At 62.2% G+C, this 17848-nt stretch carries 18 protein-coding genes; 9 read left to right on the plus strand and 9 right to left on the minus strand.

The features are described from left to right. Positions 1-104: 104 nt before the first annotated feature. A complete protein-coding gene (locus QZ564_RS04960; protein WP_297105590.1) occupies positions 105-1130 on the plus strand; it encodes a LacI family transcriptional regulator in 1026 nt (341 codons plus the stop codon). 2 nt (positions 1131-1132) lie between these two features. Here the strand turns inward: QZ564_RS04960 and QZ564_RS04965 are convergent, their stop codons facing one another. Then, positions 1133-2155: a LacI family DNA-binding transcriptional regulator gene (locus QZ564_RS04965; RefSeq protein ID WP_297105593.1), complete on the minus strand. Its 1023-nt coding sequence runs from the start codon at positions 2153-2155 to the stop codon at positions 1133-1135. 207 nt (positions 2156-2362) lie between these two features. On the opposite strand from QZ564_RS04965, the gene QZ564_RS04970 reads away from it, so the two are divergent. From QZ564_RS04970 to QZ564_RS04980, 3 genes are all read left to right on the plus strand, one after another. Then, positions 2363-3904 (plus strand): sugar ABC transporter ATP-binding protein, encoded by a 1542-nt coding sequence (locus QZ564_RS04970; protein ID WP_297105750.1) that lies wholly within the window; start codon positions 2363-2365, stop codon positions 3902-3904. Continuing rightward, entirely contained in the window at positions 3885-4907 is a 1023-nt protein-coding gene (locus tag QZ564_RS04975) for an ABC transporter permease (protein WP_297105596.1), read from the plus strand. Before QZ564_RS04970 ends, QZ564_RS04975 begins: the two co-directional genes overlap by 20 nt. 73 nt (positions 4908-4980) lie before the next feature. Beyond that, complete coding sequence (locus QZ564_RS04980) at positions 4981-5928, plus strand: substrate-binding domain-containing protein (RefSeq protein ID WP_297105599.1); 948 nt, start codon at positions 4981-4983, stop codon at positions 5926-5928. A gap of 169 nt (positions 5929-6097) precedes the next feature. Here QZ564_RS04980 and QZ564_RS04985 read toward each other — a convergent pair whose 3' ends face one another. The 4 genes from QZ564_RS04985 to QZ564_RS05000 form a co-directional block, all read right to left on the minus strand. Continuing rightward, complete coding sequence (locus tag QZ564_RS04985; protein ID WP_297105602.1) at positions 6098-6298, minus strand: heavy-metal-associated domain-containing protein; 201 nt, start codon at positions 6296-6298, stop codon at positions 6098-6100. Between the two features lies 1 nt (position 6299). Continuing rightward, on the minus strand, positions 6300-6716 hold the full coding sequence (gene cueR / locus QZ564_RS04990; RefSeq protein ID WP_297105605.1) for a Cu(I)-responsive transcriptional regulator: 417 nt from the start codon (positions 6714-6716) through the stop codon (positions 6300-6302). Beyond that, positions 6713-8974 carry a heavy metal translocating P-type ATPase gene (locus tag QZ564_RS04995; protein ID WP_297105609.1) on the minus strand — a complete coding sequence of 754 codons (2262 nt, stop codon included), beginning with the start codon at positions 8972-8974 and terminating at the stop codon, positions 6713-6715. The genes cueR and QZ564_RS04995 overlap by 4 nt, the downstream gene beginning before the upstream one ends. Positions 8975-9048: 74 nt before the next feature. Beyond that, positions 9049-9273: a hypothetical protein gene (locus tag QZ564_RS05000; protein WP_297105612.1), complete on the minus strand. Its 225-nt coding sequence runs from the start codon at positions 9271-9273 to the stop codon at positions 9049-9051. A gap of 173 nt (positions 9274-9446) precedes the next feature. On the opposite strand from QZ564_RS05000, the gene QZ564_RS05005 reads away from it, so the two are divergent. Next, the gene (locus tag QZ564_RS05005; protein ID WP_297105614.1) at positions 9447-10166 is read left to right on the plus strand and encodes a Crp/Fnr family transcriptional regulator; all 720 of its coding nucleotides are present in this window, start codon (positions 9447-9449) and stop codon (positions 10164-10166) included. Here the strand turns inward: QZ564_RS05005 and cydC are convergent. After that, positions 10163-11818, minus strand: a complete 1656-nt coding sequence (gene cydC / locus QZ564_RS05010) for a thiol reductant ABC exporter subunit CydC (RefSeq protein WP_297105621.1) — start codon at positions 11816-11818, stop codon at positions 10163-10165. The genes QZ564_RS05005 and cydC overlap by 4 nt on opposite strands. Then, positions 11815-13539 carry a thiol reductant ABC exporter subunit CydD gene (gene cydD / locus QZ564_RS05015; RefSeq protein ID WP_297105626.1) on the minus strand — a complete coding sequence of 575 codons (1725 nt, stop codon included), beginning with the start codon at positions 13537-13539 and terminating at the stop codon, positions 11815-11817. Before cydD ends, cydC begins: the two co-directional genes overlap by 4 nt. Before the next feature lie 174 nt (positions 13540-13713). Here cydD and QZ564_RS05020 point away from each other — a divergent pair, with 174 nt between their 5' ends. From QZ564_RS05020 to QZ564_RS05035, 4 genes are all read left to right on the plus strand, one after another. Continuing rightward, entirely contained in the window at positions 13714-15306 is a 1593-nt protein-coding gene (locus QZ564_RS05020) for a cytochrome ubiquinol oxidase subunit I (protein ID WP_297105753.1), read from the plus strand. Next, positions 15303-16448 (plus strand): cytochrome d ubiquinol oxidase subunit II, encoded by a 1146-nt coding sequence (cydB, locus tag QZ564_RS05025; RefSeq protein WP_297105637.1) that lies wholly within the window; start codon positions 15303-15305, stop codon positions 16446-16448. The genes QZ564_RS05020 and cydB overlap by 4 nt, the downstream gene beginning before the upstream one ends. 9 nt (positions 16449-16457) lie before the next feature. Then, positions 16458-16589 (plus strand): cytochrome bd-I oxidase subunit CydX, encoded by a 132-nt coding sequence (gene cydX / locus QZ564_RS05030; RefSeq protein ID WP_297105643.1) that lies wholly within the window; start codon positions 16458-16460, stop codon positions 16587-16589. Between the two features lie 261 nt (positions 16590-16850). Continuing rightward, complete coding sequence (locus QZ564_RS05035; RefSeq protein ID WP_297105645.1) at positions 16851-16997, plus strand: DUF1127 domain-containing protein; 147 nt, start codon at positions 16851-16853, stop codon at positions 16995-16997. 108 nt (positions 16998-17105) lie between these two features. On the opposite strand, the gene ybaK is transcribed toward QZ564_RS05035, so the two are convergent. Continuing rightward, complete coding sequence (gene ybaK, locus QZ564_RS05040) at positions 17106-17579, minus strand: Cys-tRNA(Pro) deacylase (protein ID WP_297105648.1); 474 nt, start codon at positions 17577-17579, stop codon at positions 17106-17108. A gap of 37 nt (positions 17580-17616) precedes the next feature. Continuing rightward, entirely contained in the window at positions 17617-17826 is a 210-nt protein-coding gene (locus QZ564_RS05045; RefSeq protein WP_297105650.1) for a hypothetical protein, read from the minus strand. Positions 17827-17848 lie beyond the last annotated feature (22 nt).

Here is a 17848-nt window from a genome sequence, read left to right on the forward strand (position 1 = left end):
CTTCGGCGCGACAGGGTGAGGGTTATATCGATTGCATCGTTGCAAGAATGTTTGGTACACAGCCGCATTCGCCTCTGCTATGTAGGGGCAGGGGACTAGGCAGCATGCAGAAGAACAGGCCCGGACAAGCGGTTCCGGGGCGCGTCACACTCAAGACCATAGCCGAGGCGACAGGGTTGAGCCTGTCCACGGTCTCCCTGTCGCTCCGCGGCGGGACCACGCTGAAGCAGGAAACGCGCGACAAGGTTGCCGCGGCCGCCAAGGCGCTGGGCTATGTGCCGGACCGGGCCGGGGTGCGCCTGCGGACCGGCAAAACCAACGTCTTGGCATTGGTGCTGGATGGCGCGGAGGACTCTATCGACTTCGCGCGACAGATGATCCAGGGCATAGGGCAGGCCATCAAGGGGACGCCTTATCACCTGACGGTGACCCCGGAATTCGACCGGCGCTCGACCGACACCATTCGCTACATTCTTGAGCATCGCAATGCCGACGGCGTCATCATCACCCATACTGGTCCGCGCGACCCGCGGGTGCAGATGATGGTAGATGCGAACTTTCCCTTCGTGAGCCACGGGCGTACGGAATTCTTCACGCCCCATCCCTATCACGATTTCCACGCGGAAGCCTTTGCGACCATGGCCGTGGAGCGGCTGGCGGGGAAGGGGTGCCGCAAGGTCATGCTGGTGATTGGCGATGATCGCACCACGAACTACCACAATATCGTCACCGCATTTCACAAGTCGGCGGCCCGCAATGGTCTGGAAACGGCCCTGCTGGAAAGCACGCGGGGACTGACTCCGGCTGAATTGCGCGGGATTGGCGTCGAGCTTGCGCATTCGGCCGACCGGCCGGATGGCCTGATCTGCGACAGCGAGACGCGCACGATTGCCCTCTTGGGCGGGTTTATGGAATCCGGTCTCGTCGTCGGGCGGGACCTGCATCTGGTCTACAAGCAGACATCGGGCATTCTGCCCACCATGTTCCCGCGGCTGGACAGCATTCGCGAAGATATAGTGGCGGCGGGCGTCGAGCTGACGCGACTGTTGCGATTGCGCATCGAAGGCGCGCCGGCAGAAGAGCTGCAGACCCTGTCCGAACCGCAGCCGCAGTGGCGCAGCGGTGATTGAGGTCAGTTGCCGGGACGCGACACTGAATTGCGCAGGATAAGTTCGGCCCGGAGCAGGACTTCGCGCGATTTGGGTTTCTCTCCTGCCAGCAAAGTCAGCAATAGTTCCATGGCGGCTTCGCCCATGCGATGGCGCGGCTGCTTCATCGTGGTCAGCGATGGAGTGATGAAGCTGGCAAAGGAAATGTCGTCAAAACCCATCACCGAAAATTGCCGCGGCAGGTCATAGCGGCGGGCATTTAGGGCGATGATGACACCCATGGCGGTGGCATCATTGACGCACAGGAAAGCGGTGGGCAGGGCGTCGCGCACGAACATCAGCTCCGCTGCAGCGCGGCCGCTCTCGGTGGTGCCGTCGCCGTCGATGATGAGGCGCGGATCGATCTGGATGCCCGCGCCGCCGAGTGCGGCTCTATAGCCCTCTTCGCGGAGCCGGTTGATCTCGCGATTGGGCGCGTGACCGACAAAGGCAATGCGCCGGTGCCCCTGTGAGATCAGGTGCTCCGCAGCGACCCGGGCCCCCTCGAAATTGTCGACGCCGACAAATGGGATGTCCTGTCCCAATACGGGCTCATTGACTGCCACCATCGGGGGCAGGCGCGCCTCCGTCGGCGATTGCGCAAGCCCGAAGGGTAGATGTCCGGTGAAGAGGATCAACCCATCCGCCTGGTTGGAGCTGATGAAACGCAGATAGTCGGTTTCGCGGCTCGGGTCGTTCTGCGTATTGCCGATCAGGAGGCCATAGCCACGCTTGCTGGCCTCGGTCTCCAGCCCCACCAGGATATTGGAGAAGTTCGGGTCGCCCACATCCGGGGCCAGAATGAGAATCATGTTGGATCGCCGCATGCGCAGCGACCGGGCCATGGCATTGGTGGTGTAGCCGGTGCGGGCAATGGCATCGATGACGCGGCGGCGCGTGGCGTCGGCGACCTTGGTCGGCTCGTTGATGGCGCGGCTGACCGTGGCGATGGAGACCCCGGCCATGGCGGCTACATCTTCAATCGTGGCCAGCTTTTGCTGAAGCACCGCGCCCTCCACCTCCGCGCCGAGGCCTGGGCCCCAACGCAATTCTGCCTTTAGCAGACGCCGCAGCTTTAGCCATGGGCGCTCCACAGGCATAAACCGATTTCGCTCACTGTAAACCTTTACATAAATCATGAAAACCTTTACATCATCGGATTAGGGCGAATGAGTGCTGCATCAAGCGGGGCCGGGCTCGGGGAGGAAAGCGATATGGCCGAAGCGCCGGACACATCTGTGCCGCCGATTCTGTCGGCAAACCGCATCTCGAAATCCTTCGGCGAAATTCCGGTGCTGTTCAGCATCGATTTCGACATTCGTCCCGGCGAGGTCCACGCCATTATCGGCGAGAATGGCGCGGGCAAGTCGACCCTGATCAAGATCCTCTCCGGCATCGAACAGCCCACCTCGGGCACGATCACCTATGATGGCCAAAAGGTTGTGCTGCCTCCAAATGGCGAGGCGGCAGCCATGGGCATCGTGGTCATTCACCAGGAACTGCTGCTGGCCGAGCACCTGACGGTCGCCGATTCCATATTCCTGGGGCGCGAACTCAAATCCGGTCCCTTCCTCAAGCTTCGGGATATGCGCGAACAGGCACGGGCCATTCTCGACACGCTGCATGTGTCGATCGACCCAGATGCACGGATCAATACGCTGTCGGTGGCCGACAAGCAGATGGTCGAGATCGCCAAGGCCATCAGCCGCGACGCGCGCGTCATCATCATGGACGAACCGACCGCCGTGCTTTCGGTGGCTGAAAGCCGCACCCTGTTCGAACAGGTGCGCCGACTGACCGCCAAGGGCGTGGCGGTGATCTTCATCTCGCACAAGCTCGACGAGATCATGGAGCTGGCCGATCGGGTGACGGTGCTGCGCGATGGGCAGTTGATCGCCACGGTCGGCACGGAAAACCTGACGCCGGATTCCATCGCCCAGATGATGGTCGGGCGCGAATTGTCCAATCTTTATCCGCCCAAGCATGAGCCCGACGTGGATGCCGATGTCGTGCTTTCGGTGCGCGATCTGGAAGCGCCGGGCATTTCAGGCATCTCCTTCGACCTCAAGCGCGGCGAGATACTGGGCTTTGCCGGACTGATTGGCTCGGGGCGCACGGCAGTGGCCGAGGCAATCGTGGGATTGACCAAGAAGTCCGGCGGCGCGGTGAGCGTGCAGGGTGCCCCGGCCGAATTTGCCGATGTCTCCAAATCCGTTGCGGCGGGCCTGGCCTATATGACCAAGGACCGGAAGGGGCGGGGGCTGCTGCTCAATGCAGGCCTCCAACCCAATCTGACGCTCCTCACGCTGAAAAAACACCTCCGCATGGGTTTCCTGGATGGTCGAAGCGAGGAGCAGGCGCTGGACCGCGCAGTGCGGCGCTTCGATATCCGGGCGCGTGATCCCTCGGTCCAGGTGGGTAAGCTCTCCGGCGGCAATCAGCAAAAGCTGATGCTGGGCAAGACCATGGAGAGCGAGCCCGAGATCGTCATCATGGACGAGCCGACGCGCGGCATCGACGTGGGCACCAAGCAGCAAATCTATCACATCATCGCGGCGCTGGCCGCCGAGGGGAAGGCGATCATCGTCATCTCCTCGGAAATGCAGGAAGTCATAGGCCTTTCCCACCGTGTCGTCGTCATGCGCCAGGGGCGCATGGCCGGGGTGCTGGAGGGCGCGGAAATTACCGAAGCCGAGATCATGCGTTACGCGGCCGGCATCAAGCAGGGTGGAGAAAATGAGCGTCTCAGTGCCTGATACGGCAAGCAAGCAGCACAAGGGCTTCCGGCTCGACCTCAAGACCGCAGGGCCGCTGCTGGCGCTGATCCTGCTGATCGTCCTGGGCTACAGCCTCAACCCGCTGTTCCTGGGGGAAGGCAATGTCACCAATTTGCTGACCCGCTCGGCCTTTATCGGCATTATCGCGGTCGGCGCGACCTTTGTGATCACCGCCGGCGGCATCGACCTGTCGGTCGGCTCCATGGCCGCCTTCATTGCGGGCATGATGATCATCATCATGAACGCGGCGGTCGACAGCATGGGTGCGTCCATCTGGACGGTGCTGCTGGGCATTGGCTGCTCGGTGATCCTTGGTGTCGGCGCGGGGTTCATCAACGGTTTCCTGACCACCAAGGGCAAGATCGAGGCCTTTATTGTGACGCTGGGCACGATGGGCATCTATCGCTCGTTGATCACCTATTTCGCCGATGGCGGCACGCTCTCGCTCAATAGCGGTGCACGCGAAATCTACCGCCCGGTCTACTATGACAGCTTCATCGGCCTGCCTTACCCGGTGTGGGTGTTCATCATCGTGGCCGTGATCGGCTGGGTGCTGATGAACCGCACCGCCTTTGGCCGCTATTGCATGGCCATCGGTTCCAATGAACAGGTGGCCCGCTATTCCGCCATCAAGGTCGATCGCGTCCGCACCTGGACCTATATTCTGCAAGGTCTCTGCGTCTCGCTGGCCACCATCATCTATGTGCCGCGCCTCGGTTCGGCGTCCTCGGCAACCGGTGTGCTCTGGGAGCTCGAAGCGATCGCCGCGGTGATTATCGGCGGCACGATGCTCAAGGGCGGCTACGGTCGCATCGGCGGCACCGTGATCGGCGCGCTGATCCTGACGGCCATCGGCAACATTCTGAACCTTACCGATATCATCTCGAACTACCTCAATGGGGCGGTTCAGGGCGTGATCATCGTGGCAGCGGTCTATCTGCAGCGCGGCAGCCTCGGGCGGCGCGGCAGGAAGGCCGAATAGCCAACACAGTTCCCAAGCCCTCGTGGCTGGGCTCAACCGGCGCCAAGCGCCAATTTCTAGGGAGGAACTACCCATGTCTATCAAGGCATTGACCCTGGCCCTGGCGGCAACGACCGCTTTGGCCGGCTCGGCACTGGCTCAGGACCAGGTCAAGATCGGCGTCTCCATTCCGGCCGCTACGCATGGCTGGACCGGTGGCCTGAACTGGCACGCCCAGGAAGCCGAAAAGCGCCTGGAAGCCACCTATGACAATATCGACATCGTGCTGGTGACGGCCGACAGCCCGGGCGACCAGGCCAGCGACATCGAGGATCTGGTTTCCGTGCAGCAGATCGACGCCCTCGTGGTGCTGCCTTTCGAATCCGACCCGCTGGTGGAACCGGTCCGCCAGGCAAAGGAATCCGGCGCTTTCATCACCGTGGTTGACCGTGGCCTGCCCGATACCTCGATCCAGGACGTCTATGTTGCCGGCAACAACACCGAACTGGGTGCAGTCTCGGCCGAATACTTCAAGACCCGCCTGGGTGATGGCGACAATATCGTGATCCTGCGTGGTATCCCGACCGTCATCGACACCGAGCGCTTCGATGCCTTCATGGCCGGCATTGAAGGCTCCGGCATCAACGTGCTGGACAACCAGTTTGCCAACTGGAACCGCGATGATGGCTTCGAAGTGATGCAGGACTTCCTGTCGCGCTTCCCGGACATCGACGGCGTCTGGGCGCAGGATGACGACATCGCCATGGGCGTGGTGGAAGCCGTGCGCCAGGCCGGTCGCGAAGACGAAATGTTCATCGTCGGCGGCGCCGGCATGAAAGACGTCATCAAGGGTATCATGGACGGCGACGAGTTGATCCCGGTCGACGTGCTCTATCCGCCCGCCATGATCGCCACGGCCATGGATGTGACCGTTGCCAACTTCACCTCCAATGGTCCGGTTCAGGGTGAGTACATCCTGGGTGCGCCGCTGGTGACACCGGAGAACGCCGAGCAGTTCTATTTCCCGGACAGCCCGTTCTGAGGCCGGATACAGCAACTATAGAGGGGCGCCATTGGCGCCCCTTTTCTTTTGAGATCAACGCCTTGGCCCGTCGTCAGGGTGACACGCGAATCCAGCTATGTCTCCGCCCGAGTTCCGGGCGATGCCCGCCTTCCTTGGCGTTGCGGGGGCTCACCAGTTTTGTGCGTTCTCAGGCGTTACCAGGCGTGTATCCGGCTTCGCGGATGGCCTCTTCGCCCTTGGCGCGGTCGCCGGTGAAGCTGACTTTATGGGTGCCCAGATCGATTTCGACCTGGGTGCCCGGCAGAGCCGTTTCCAGTGCTTGCCGCACCGTACCTACGCAGTGACTGCAGGTCATGTCGTTGACGGTAAGCGTGGTCTTGTCGGTCATGTCAGTGTCCTTTGGTCTGGCTGCCTGCCGGGGTGCCGGCAAGATCATCGAGAATGGGGCAATCGGGCCGGTTGTCGCCGGCGCAGCAGTGGACGAGATGGCGCAGTGTTTTTACCATGCCCTGCAGCTCGTCGATCTTGGCTTCAAGCGCCTGGATGTGGCCGCTGGCGATGTCCCTGACTTCGGCACTGGCTCGGGAGCGGTCCTGCCAGAGGCCCAGCAGTGCCGCCGTTTCCTCAACGGAGAAGCCCAGCGTTCTTGCGCGCTTGATGAAGCGCAGCACATGCACCTCGTCCGGCCCATAGACGCGGTAGTTGCTGTCGGTGCGCGAAGGCGGGGAGATGAGTCCGATCTGCTCGTAATAGCGGATCATCTTGGCCGAAACGCCCGATTTCTGCGCGGCCTGTCCGATGTTCATGCGTCCACTCCCCGGACCGAACGCAGGCGCTGCGCATTGCCCACCACAAAGACAGAGCTGAGCGCCATGGCGCCGGCGCCGATCATAGGGGAGAGCAGAATGCCAAAGGCGGGGTAGAGAGCCCCGGCAGCCACCGGAATGAGAATGGCGTTATAGCCAAACGCCCAGAACAGGTTTTCCCAGATATTGCGCAGGGTAGCGCGGCTGACCTTCAGCGCATTGAGGACGCCTTTGAGATCACCGCCGAGCAGCACCACATCGGCGCTCTCGATGGCCGCATCGGTGCCCGAACCAACGGCAATACCGATATCGGCTTCCGCCAGGGCCGGGGCATCATTGATGCCGTCCCCGACATAGGCAACGACCCGATTGCCCTGACGCAGCGACTTGATCGCGTCCACCTTGTCGGCAGGTAGGACTTCGGCCCGCACCTCGTCAATGCCGAGTTGCGCAGCAATGGCCCTGGCTGTGCGTTCATTGTCTCCCGAGATCATCGCGGTTTTCAGACCCATGCCATGCAGGGCCTCGATGACCGCCTTGCTGGTCGGCTTGACGGTGTCGGCCACCACGATGGCGGCAGCTAGCTTGTCATCGATGGCCGCGAACACGGGCGTCTTGCCCTCGGCGGCGAGCTTGTCGATGGCCTCCGAGAAATCGGAAAAGTCCAGGTGGGCCATGTGGCGCTGCGAGCCCACCGCCACAAGACGCCCATCGACCCGGGCGGTGACGCCGGTCCCAGGATTGGAGCTGAACTCGGTGACGGTGCCCAGAGTGAGGCCTGCCTTCTCGGCGGCGGCGGCAATTGCGGAGCCGATGGGGTGCTCGGAATGACTCTCGACCGCCGCCACCAATGCCAGGACCTCATCATGCTCGAAATCATCGTCAAGGATAAGATCGGTCAGCTCAGGCTTGCCCTCGGTCAGCGTGCCCGTCTTGTCGAAGGCCACGATCCCGGCATCGCGAAGCTGCTGCAGCGCCTCACCCTTGCGGAAGAGAACGCCGAGTTGTGCCGCGCGACCGGTGCCGACCATGATGGACATCGGCGTTGCCAGGCCCATGGCGCAGGGGCAGGCGATGATGAGCACGGCAACCGCGTTGACCAGAGCATAGGTCAGCGCCGGATCGGGGCCGAGCCAGAACCAAACAATGGCCGTAAGGATTGCAAGGCCGATGACAATCGGCACGAAGACCGCCGTTATCCGGTCGACCACCGCCTGGATGGGCAATTTGGCCGCCTGGGCGTCTTCGACCATGCGGATGATATGGGCCAGCATGGTATCGGCGCCGACCTTGGTGGCGCGGAAGCTGAAACTGCCCGAAGTGTTGAGCGTACCGCCCACCACGCTGTCACCAACAGTCTTGGAGACAGGCAGCGGTTCGCCCGAGATCATCGACTCGTCGATATGGCTGGCTCCTTCGATGACTTCGCCATCCACGGCGATCTTCTCGCCGGGGCGGACAAGCACCACATCGCCGACCTTTACCGCTTCAACCGGCAGCTCAACCGCCTCGCCATTGCGCTGTACGCGGGCCGTCCTGGCCTGTTGCTGCACCAGCCGCCCAATGGCCTCGCCTGTGCGTCCCTTGGCAATGGCCTCGAGCCAGCGACCGAAGAGGATCAGCGTCACAATGACGGCGGCCGCCTCGAAATAGACATAGCGGGTTTCCGCCGGCACCAGCTGCGGCGCGAAGGTGACGATGCTCGAATAGAGCCAGGCCGCCCCGGCGCCCAGAGCCACCAGAGAGTTCATCTCTGGCGCGCCGCGCAGAAGGGCGGGAAAACCAATTTTGAAGAACCGCAATCCCGGAACGAACAACACGAAGCTGGCAAGAACGAAATAGGTCACCCACAGCACGTCCATTGAGACGACGGACATGACCCACATATGGAAGGGCATGTAGGCGTGGCCGATCATTTCGATCAGGAACAGGGGCAGGGTCGGAATAGCCGCGATGATGACGTCGCGCTTGAGGATGGCGGCATCTTCGTCGTGGTGGTGCATATGATCATGCGCCGGGGCTTCGGGCTGGCGCAGGCTGCCCTTGTAGCCAACCTTCTGGACTGCCTGGAGCAGGGCGTCGACATTGCCGCCTGAGACGGTGGCGCGTTCAGTGGCCAGATTGACCGAAGCCGCTCCCACTCCAGGCACCTTGAGCAAGGCCTTCTCCACGCGGTTAACGCAGGAGGCACAGGTCATCCCCTCGATATCGAGAGAAATCGACGTAGATTTAGGGTTGTGATGGACGTGTTCATTCATGGCAGGTCACCTCGTCCATCAGCATATAGACCTTCCCATGATGGTAAGGTCAAGGGGTGAGGTTCGTGCCGGCTTCAGCCGGTGGGGGCCACCAGCGCATAGCCATTCGCCGCGATGTCCGCCTCGATATCGGCGGCGCGCGCGCCCAGCAGCCGGTCATCGGTCATGGTGGTCGCAAAATGCCGCCACTCGGTGCCCTGAAGGTGCCGAGGGATGGCCGCTTCCGGTCCGAGCGGCAACACCAGAAGCTTGGGCGGATTTTCCTCGGTTCCAGCCGAAATGAAGACGTTCACCTGCATGCGCTTCTCCCTGCCCAGTTCAGGTTATTGCCGGTTGGCCCGCTTCGGTCGGTTTGCTTTCACGCCGACCTGTCGGGCAAGCAAACGCTGCGACCAGTTGGCACAGCGACATTCTTGCGACTTATGTCGTGGCTTGGCCAAGCGTACTTCTTGTGAAGTCAGGAGCATTTCCAATGCAGACACTTCGCAAGGACATTCATAATTCCGATGTTCCGCTATTATGTCAAAGTTGCGAGGCGCGGCACCAAGGGATTTGCGGTGCGCTGACACCGGAACAATTGCTCGAAATGTCCAAGCACACGCGTCGCGTCAACCGTGTGGCGGGCGAGGAATTGATGGCCGACGCCATGCCCATCGCTACCTACGCTAATGTGCTGCGCGGCGTGGTGAAACTGACCAAGGTGCTCGAAGATGGCCGCCAGCAGGTGGTGGGCCTTCAATTCGCGCCTGATCTGCTGGGGCGTCCCTTTGCTTCTGAGAGCCGCGTGTCGGCGGAAGCCGCCTCCAATGTGGAACTCTGTCTCATCCCCAAGGCGCGTTTCGAAGCCATTCTGGAGGAGAATGCGGCGCTTGAGCACCGGGTGATGATGCAGGCACTGCGCGAGTTGGATGAGGCGCGCGACTGGATGGTGACGCTGGGCCGCAAAACCGCAGCCGAGAAAGTCGCCAGTTTTCTCTATCTGATTGCAACCCACATAGACCCCGCAGAAGACGCAGTGACCAGCTTCGACCTGCCACTGAGCCGCGCCGATATTGCCGACTTTCTAGGTTTGACGGTCGAAACCGTCAGCCGGCAGATCAGCCGGCTCAAGGCGGACGGCGTGATTGAAATCGTCAATTATCGCCACGTTTCGGTTCCCGACCTGGCGCGTCTGAGGTTGCGCTGCGGCTAGGCAAGCTTGCCGTGCTCCAGGGTCAGCACGCGGTCGACAGTACCGTCAGGAATGCTTGCGTGAGTGACCATGATGACGGTGCGATCCTTGGCGGCGGTGGCCAGTACTTCGAAGAAGGCTTCTTCGGTTTCCCGGTCCAGCGCATTGGTCGGCTCATCCAGCAGAAGCACAGGCGCTCCGGAGAGCAGCGCGCGCGCCAGACATAGGCGGCGCGCCTGTCCGGCCGAAAATGTCCGTCCGGCTTCGCCAATGATCGTATCGAGCCCCTTGGGCAAGGTCCGAATATGCCCATCCAGCTGCGCCTTGGCCAGGGCCTGCCAGAGGGCGTCTTCATCGGCATCGGCTCGGCCGATGAGCAAGTTGTTGCGGATGGTGTCGATGAAGACCGGACTGTCCTGGCTGAGCAGGGCCATATTGGCATGGAGATCGGCGGTGCGAATGGCGGGAATAGGAGTGGACCCCAAGCGGATCGTGCCGGCTTGCGGATCGCTGAACCGCAGAAGCAGATGCAGCAGCGTGGTCTTGCCGCTGCCGCTGGGGCCGATGATGGCTACGCGCTCCCCTGCCGCGACCGAAAGGGTGATATCGTCCAGAACCGACGGCAGGCCGGGATAGGCGAATGTAACATGGTCGAGCGAAATGGTTTGATCAGACCTATCGATCACCACAGGCGAGGCGGGTTCGAGGACTGGCGTCGGCATTTCGGCAAGTGCCACCAGCCGCTCGGCGGCGGCCATGGCCTGAGTCGCCTTGCTGGTACTGCGTACGATGAGGCCCGTGACTTCGAAACTTCCCAGAACGGCCAACACCAGACCGGCCATTAGAGGCCCCTCGATCCGGCCACCCTCGAGCGCAACGAGACCGGCCCACAATGTCCCGACTAGGGCAATGGCCGCCAACACCTGGACGAGAAGGCTGCCAGCACTTGTGATGGCGCCCAGGCGCAGGTTGAGCCGTGATGTCTCCTCGCCCAGATACTCAAAGCGTTCCGCAGTGGTGCCCAGAAAGCCGAGCAGAAGCAGATCGGCATGCCCTTTCATCCCGTCCAGCACACCCATGCGCAGATCGGCGCGGGCCGCAACGCTCGCACGCCCCGCCCGGCGGCCTGCCGCCACCATGGCGGCAGGCACACCGAGACCGGCAAGAGCCAGTGCCAGGCCGTAGGGAAGCGCCGCTGCCGGCAGCAGGACCACCAACACGGCTGTTATGGCGCCACCCACGATCACGGCAGCCACCAAGGGGCCAATGGCGACGAGAAAGGCCGTGTCCAGAGCATCAACATCGGCGGTGAGGCGAGACACCAGATCGCCGTGCCGCAAAGAACGGTCGGGCAGAGGCAGACGCGGGAATAGGCGCTGAAACAGCCAGCCACGCAGATCCGACAGCAATCTGAGCGTGGCATTGTGACCGACGAGGCGCTCGCCATAGCGCGCCAGAATCCGCACGAAGGACAGGCCGCGTACCATCGCTGAAGGGACGAAGAGGTTGAAACCCAACCCCGCTGTGGTGAGGGCAGTGGCGGTGATGAACCAGCCCGAGGTTCCGAGCAGGGATACGCCCGCCACAAGCGTAATCAGGGACAGCGACAGGGCCAACAGCATGGCGCCGCTGCGTTGGCGGAAGAGCGGCAGGAAGGTAAGCAGCGCCTTCATGCAATATTCCTTTTCTGGTTCAGCAGCGGTGTACTCAGCAGAGTGCCGCCGACCAGCCGATAGGCCTTGTCCATACGCGCCGCGAGCGCCTCAGAATGGGTAGCGACGATCAGCGTGCGGCCGCGTGCATAGTCGAGCAGCCGCGTCACCACCTCCCGCTCCAGGGTCTGGTCGAGATGTGCGGTCGGTTCGTCGAGCAGGATGAGACTGGCATCGCGCAGGAAGAGGCGCGCCAGCGCAACGCGTTGCGCCTGCCCGCCCGAAAGGCCGACGCCGTCCTCGCCTACCAGGGTATCCAGACCTTCGGAGAGACCTCCGGCAAACCCGGAGACGTCAGCGTGCTCGGCAGCGCGTTCAATCTCCTGGCGCGTCGCCCCGGGCCGAGCCAGGGCAATATTCTCCGCTATGCTGGCATGAATGATCCGCGGCTTCTGGGTGAGTAGGAACGTGCGGCCACGCATTTCCGCCTCTGACCATTGGTCCAGGGGGCGCCCGTCGAGCAGGATGGAGCCGGTGTGATCACGCAGGCGGACGATGGCCTCGAGCAAGGTCGACTTGCCACTTCCACTCGGGCCGAGTAGCGCAACATTCTGCCCGGGGGATACATGGACGGAAATGTCCAATGCCACGCCGGCCATGTGGTCCGGGGTGCGCAATGTGACGTCCGAAAGGGTAACATCGATCGGCGAGCCGCTCCGCGGCGCGATATCGGCAAGAGTAACCGGCATGTTCGGACTGACGCCCAATTGCTGCGTGATCTCGGCGATGGCCGATCGAGCAGCAGCACGGTCATGGTAGTGGGAAGCGAACAGGCGCAGGGGGTTATAAACTTCGGGGGCCATGAGCAGCAGGAACATACCCAATTGCAGGGTCAGTGGACCGGAGCGTAGCTGGAGATAGTCGATGAAGGTGAGGCCGACATAGAGCGCAATACCCGCCACTCCCAACGCCGCAAAGAACTCGAGTACAGCGGAAGAGAGGAAGGCAATGCGCAACACTTTGATCGTGCGCAGGCGCAGGGCCTCGCTGGCGTCGACGATGCCAGCCGTCTCCGCTTGCTCGCGGCCGAAAAGCTTGAGTGTCAGCAGGCCCCGCAATCGGTCGGCAAAACGGCCGGTGAGATGGCTGAGCGCCCGGGCTTGACGGTCCGTGGCGATTTGTGCGCCCCATCCCACCAGCGCCATGAACAGCGGGATAAGCGGTGCCGTGACAAGAAAGAGAAGCCCGGCGACCCAATCGAGCGGAAGAATGACGGCGCCGAAAATTAACGGCAGTAGGGCGGCCTGGAGCGCGGCCGGAAGGTAGCGCGCGAAATAGCCTTCAACGGCATCGACCTGGTCGACAATGGCCGCGGCAGCTACGCCGGAGGGGGCAAGGTCAGTGGCGCGGGGCGGCCTTGCGAGCATCTGCGTGAACAGCGCCTGTCTGACATGGCGCTTGATGCGCTCCGCGCCCACCAGGCCCGCCTGCTCGCCAACAGCGCCCAGCAGTGCGCGGACCAGAAGCAATCCCAGGACGATAGCAACTGCTGGCATGAGCGCGCTTGCCGCTTCGCCGCCTTCGATGGCACGCCCCAGCACATCCGACAACGTCCAGGCCTGCCAGATCAGCAGGAGGCCGCCAAGGATAGGTGCTGACATGGCGAGGATGAGCGGGCCGCCGCCACGGCGGGCGATCATGTTCAGCGCTTTAGCGCCGGACTTGTCCTTTGGGGTGGTCACGGGGCCCCTATTGCCTGCTTGTCGGAGTTCCTGATGGCTCAGTGTCTATCTAGCGGACCGCAAGGCCAAGTGGCTTGATCTGAATCAAGGCAAAGACCAGTCTGTGGCAGCATAAGAGGGACATTGGCGGCCCCGACTCTGGCCGTCGCAACCAGAGAGTTCAAACGTGCCATGATCGACATGCTCGTCGTCGACCTCTCGCGATGGCAATTTGCCGCTACCGCGATGTATCATTTCATCTTCGTGCCGCTCACGCTGGGCCTGTCCTTTATGATGGCCATCATGGAGAGCGTCTATGTGATGACCGGACGCGACGTCTGGCGCAAGGCCACTCTGTTCTGGGGTACCTTGTTCGGCGTCAACTTCGCCATGGGCGTCGCCACCGGCATCGTCATGGAATTCCAGTTCGGCATGAACTGGAGCTATTATAGCCATTATGTGGGCGATGTCTTCGGTGCGCCGCTGGCCATTGAAGGCTTGATGGCCTTCTTCCTCGAAGCCACATTCGTGGGCCTGTTCTTCTTCGGATGGGACCGGCTGAGCAAGGTGGGGCACCTGGTCGTCACCTGGCTGGTGGCGCTGGGTGCCAACTTCTCTGCCCTCTGGATCCTCATCGCCAATGGCTGGATGCAGAACCCGGTCGGCGCAAAATTCAATCCTGACACCATGCGCATGGAAATCACCGACTTCATGGCGGTGATCTTCAACACGGTGGCGCAGGCCAAATTCGTGCACACGGTCAGCGCCGGCTATGTCTGCGGTGCAGTCTTCGTGCTGTCGATCTCGGCACTATTCCTGGTCAAGGGCAAGCATGTGGAAATGGCCAAGCGCTCCGCTGTCGTGGCTGCCAGCTTTGGCCTGGCCTCGGCCCTGTCGGTTGTCGTGCTGGGTGACGAAAGCGGCTATGTCGCCACCGAAAACCAGATCATGAAGATCGCGGCGCTCGAAGCGGCTTTCCACACCGAGCCGGCCCCTGCGCCCTGGACCATCATTGCCATTCCCGGCGCCGATGGTGAAACGGCCTGGTCGCTTTCGGTGCCGTGGGTCGGCGGCCTGATCACCACGCGCTCGCTCGACAAGGAACTGCCCGGCATTCACGAACTGGTGGACCGCGCTGGCGACCGCATCCGCTCGGGCATGGTCGCCTATGATGCGCTCGAGCAGATCCGCGCCGATGGCAGCAATGCAGAGGCACGGGCCGTGTTCGAGGAGCATTGGGCCGATTTGGGCTACGGTCTGCTGCTCAAGCGCTATCGCGATGATGTGCAGAACGCCACGGACGAGGAAGTCGCCATGGCGGCCCAGGACACGGTGCCCGATGTCTGGCCGCTGTTCTGGACCTTCCGCATCATGATGGGCCTGGGTTTCTTCTTCATCGCCTTCTTCGGCCTGTGGTTCTATCGCGCTTCGCGCGGCTGGATCGACACCAACAAACCCTTGCTGTGGTTCACGGTGTTCCTGCTGCCCACGCCCTGGATCGCCATTGAATCTGGGTGGTTCATCGCCGAGTTCGGGCGGCAGCCCTGGGTGGTGGAAGGCGTATTGCCGACCTTCTATGCCGCTTCGGGCCTCAGCGTGCTCGACTTGGTGTTGTCGCTGACCTTCTTCGTGCTCGTCTATACCGTGCTGCTGGTGATCATGATCATGCTCATGGTGCGGATCGTGAAAGCCGGCCCCAAGGAGAAGCTGTTCACCCAGGATGACGAAGACGACTTCGTCATCACAACCCTGCCTGCCACGCCCGCAACCAAGGAGCTTGGATCGTGAGTACCATTCCTCTCGACTACGAAACGCTGCGGCTGATCTGGTGGCTGCTGCTGGGTGTGCTGCTGATCGGCTTTGCCATCATGGGTGGGCGCGACCTCGGCGTCGGGGCACTGTTGCCCTTCGTCGCCCGTACTGACGAGGAGCGGCGCGTGCTGCTCAACCTCATCGGACCGACCTGGGAGGGCAACCAAGTCTGGCTGATCCTGGGCGGTGGCGCCATCTTTGCCGCCTTCCCGCCGCTCTACGCCGTCAGCTTCTCGGGCTTTTACCTCGCCATGATCGTGATCCTGCTGGCCCTGATCCTGCGGCCCGTGGGCTTCAAGTTCCGCGGCAAGATCGAGGACCCGCGCTGGCGCTCGGCCTGGGACTGGGGCCTGTTCATCGGCGGCTTCGTGCCGGCCCTGATCATGGGCGTGGCCGTGGGCAATGTGCTGCTGGGGGCACCCTTCCACTTCGATGACAGCATGCGCATCTTCTACACAGGTAACTTCTTCCAGTTGCTGATGCCCTTCGCGCTGCTGGCGGGGCTGGTGAGCCTGGGCATGATCGTCACCCATGGGGCCACCCTGATCCTTGGCCGTACCGAAGGAATCCTCGCCCAAAGGGCGCAGACCTATGGGATCTGGGCCGGGCTCGGGACGCTGGCGCTGTTTGCCCTGGGCGGCGTCTGGGTGGCGTTCATGAATGGCTATGCCGTCACTAGCGCCATCGACCCCAATGGTCCCATCAACCCGCTGGGCAAGACGGTGGAACTGGTGCAGGGCGGCTGGCTCAGCAATTACGGCACCTATCCCTGGATGATGGCGGCGCCAGCGCTGGGCTTTGTCGGCATGGCTCTCGCCGTGCTGGGGCTGATGGGCCGCTACCGCTGGCTGGCCTATCTGGGTAGCAGCGCCGGTATCTTCGGCATTGTTTCGACGGCCGGTGTCTCCGTGTTCCCCTTCTTCCTGCCCTCTTCGACCATGCCCAATGCCGGGTTGACCCTGTGGGACGCCTCGTCGAGCCACATGACCCTGTTCATCATGTTGCTGGCCACGCTGGTCTTCCTGCCAATCGTGCTGCTCTACACTGCCTGGGTGTTCCGGGTGATGCGTGGCACCGTGACCCCAGAGAGCCTGGGCAAGAACCCCAACGCCTATTAGGAGAACGACATGTGGTACTTTTCCTGGATATTGGGCCTGGGCCTGGCCTGCACCTTCGGCATTCTCAACGCCATGTGGTTCGAAATGCGCGAGGACCGGCGGCTGGCCCGCGAGCAGAAGCGCGACACCACAGCCGGCTAGTGCATGGCTGTTGACCGAATGGTCAAAAATCGAAAAGCCGGGTCTGGAGGTGTCTGGACCCGGTTTTTTCTTTTGTTTTCAACGTGTTAATTCGTCCGATGGGTTTGCGACTCTGTCGCCGTCCCACGGCGGCTGGGCGGCAATTTCGGCAGAAATGCCTCTTTCGTTTGCACCAGATGCATAACGGATGTGCACAATGGCCATCTACTAATCACGACCAGAGTGATCTAGATAAGGGTCATCAAACGAAGGGGAACCGAAATGAACATCGCCAAGAAGATTGCCGACTACGCCAAGTACCAGCGCACCCTGCGCGAGCTGAACAACCTCGACGCCCGCCAGCTGCACGATCTCGGCATCACCAAGGGTGACATCCGCGCCATCGCACGCGGCACCTACGTCGCCTAATCAGCGACTGTCGCCACAAGGCGGCACTCCAGACTGTCATCCGATGAAGGCGTCCACCCGGGCGCCTTTTGTCGTTTTTGACCCCGCTTTGGGCGAGGCGCCTTTGGTTTACCGAACCAGGTCTGCCACGACACAGCCCAGCGCGGTGACGAGATCGGTAGGGCGGATGCGAATCTGCAGGCCGCGCTGGCCGCCATTGAGGAATATCTCGTCGTAGAGCGTAGCCAATTCATCGAGCGCCGTAGGCACCTGCTTGCGCTGGCCGAGCGGGCTGATGCCGCCCACCTTGTAGCCGGTGAGGCGCTCGGCGTCGGCCGGTTTCATCATCTGGGCAGACTTGCCGCCCAGGGCGGCGGCCAGCTTCTTCATGTTCACTTCCTCGTCCGAAGGGACGATGGCGCAGATGGGCTTGCCGTCGAGCTCGGCCATCAGCGTCTTGAATACTTCGGAAGGCGATACGCCCATTGCCTCGGCGGCCTGCAGGCCGACACGCTCGGCATGGGGGTCGTATTCATAGTGGGCGAGGGTGAAGGGGATGTTCCCCCTCGCGAGGGCGATTGTGGCGGGGGTGGTTTTGGACATGGGGCTGTTTTAGGCCACTGCCCGCAAACGGCAAGCCTTAACGATCAAGGTCAAAGCGTCGAACCCAACGCGGATCGTCGGCCGGAGATTCATAGGCCTCAAGACCCACGTCCTTAAGTAAGTGCGGTTCGAGGTGCAGTGCTGCGACAGCGCGCCGGCGGCGGCGCTGCACCAGCGCTTCGGTTGCAGCATTGCGCAGGGCGGGGACAGGCACAAGCAGTGCGACTAGGGCTGGAATCGAGATCATTTTTCATTCACAGGCCTTATGG

Origin of the sequence: uncultured Devosia sp. (assembly GCF_913055165.1) — a bacterium.
In the GTDB taxonomy this organism is placed as follows: Bacteria; Pseudomonadota; Alphaproteobacteria; order Rhizobiales; family Devosiaceae; genus Devosia.

Excerpts from the sequence above, each read along its gene's own strand:
- QZ564_RS04960 (WP_297105590.1), top strand. The coding sequence starts at position 105 with ATGCAGAAGAACAGGCCCGGACAAGCGGTTCCGGGGCGCGTCACACTC.
- QZ564_RS04970 (WP_297105750.1), top strand. The coding sequence starts at position 2,363 with ATGGCCGAAGCGCCGGACACATCTGTGCCGCCGATTCTGTCGGCAAAC.
- QZ564_RS04975 (WP_297105596.1), top strand. The coding sequence starts at position 3,885 with ATGAGCGTCTCAGTGCCTGATACGGCAAGCAAGCAGCACAAGGGCTTC.
- QZ564_RS04980 (WP_297105599.1), top strand. The coding sequence starts at position 4,981 with ATGTCTATCAAGGCATTGACCCTGGCCCTGGCGGCAACGACCGCTTTG.
- QZ564_RS04985 (WP_297105602.1), bottom strand. The coding sequence starts at position 6,298 with ATGACCGACAAGACCACGCTTACCGTCAACGACATGACCTGCAGTCAC.
- cueR (WP_297105605.1), bottom strand. The coding sequence starts at position 6,716 with ATGAACATCGGACAGGCCGCGCAGAAATCGGGCGTTTCGGCCAAGATG.
- QZ564_RS04995 (WP_297105609.1), bottom strand. The coding sequence starts at position 8,974 with ATGAATGAACACGTCCATCACAACCCTAAATCTACGTCGATTTCTCTC.
- QZ564_RS05000 (WP_297105612.1), bottom strand. The coding sequence starts at position 9,273 with ATGCAGGTGAACGTCTTCATTTCGGCTGGAACCGAGGAAAATCCGCCC.
- QZ564_RS05005 (WP_297105614.1), top strand. The coding sequence starts at position 9,447 with ATGCAGACACTTCGCAAGGACATTCATAATTCCGATGTTCCGCTATTA.
- cydC (WP_297105621.1), bottom strand. The coding sequence starts at position 11,818 with ATGAAGGCGCTGCTTACCTTCCTGCCGCTCTTCCGCCAACGCAGCGGC.
- cydX (WP_297105643.1), top strand. The coding sequence starts at position 16,458 with ATGTGGTACTTTTCCTGGATATTGGGCCTGGGCCTGGCCTGCACCTTC.
- QZ564_RS05035 (WP_297105645.1), top strand. The coding sequence starts at position 16,851 with ATGAACATCGCCAAGAAGATTGCCGACTACGCCAAGTACCAGCGCACC.
- ybaK (WP_297105648.1), bottom strand. The coding sequence starts at position 17,579 with ATGTCCAAAACCACCCCCGCCACAATCGCCCTCGCGAGGGGGAACATC.
- QZ564_RS05045 (WP_297105650.1), bottom strand. The coding sequence starts at position 17,826 with ATGATCTCGATTCCAGCCCTAGTCGCACTGCTTGTGCCTGTCCCCGCC.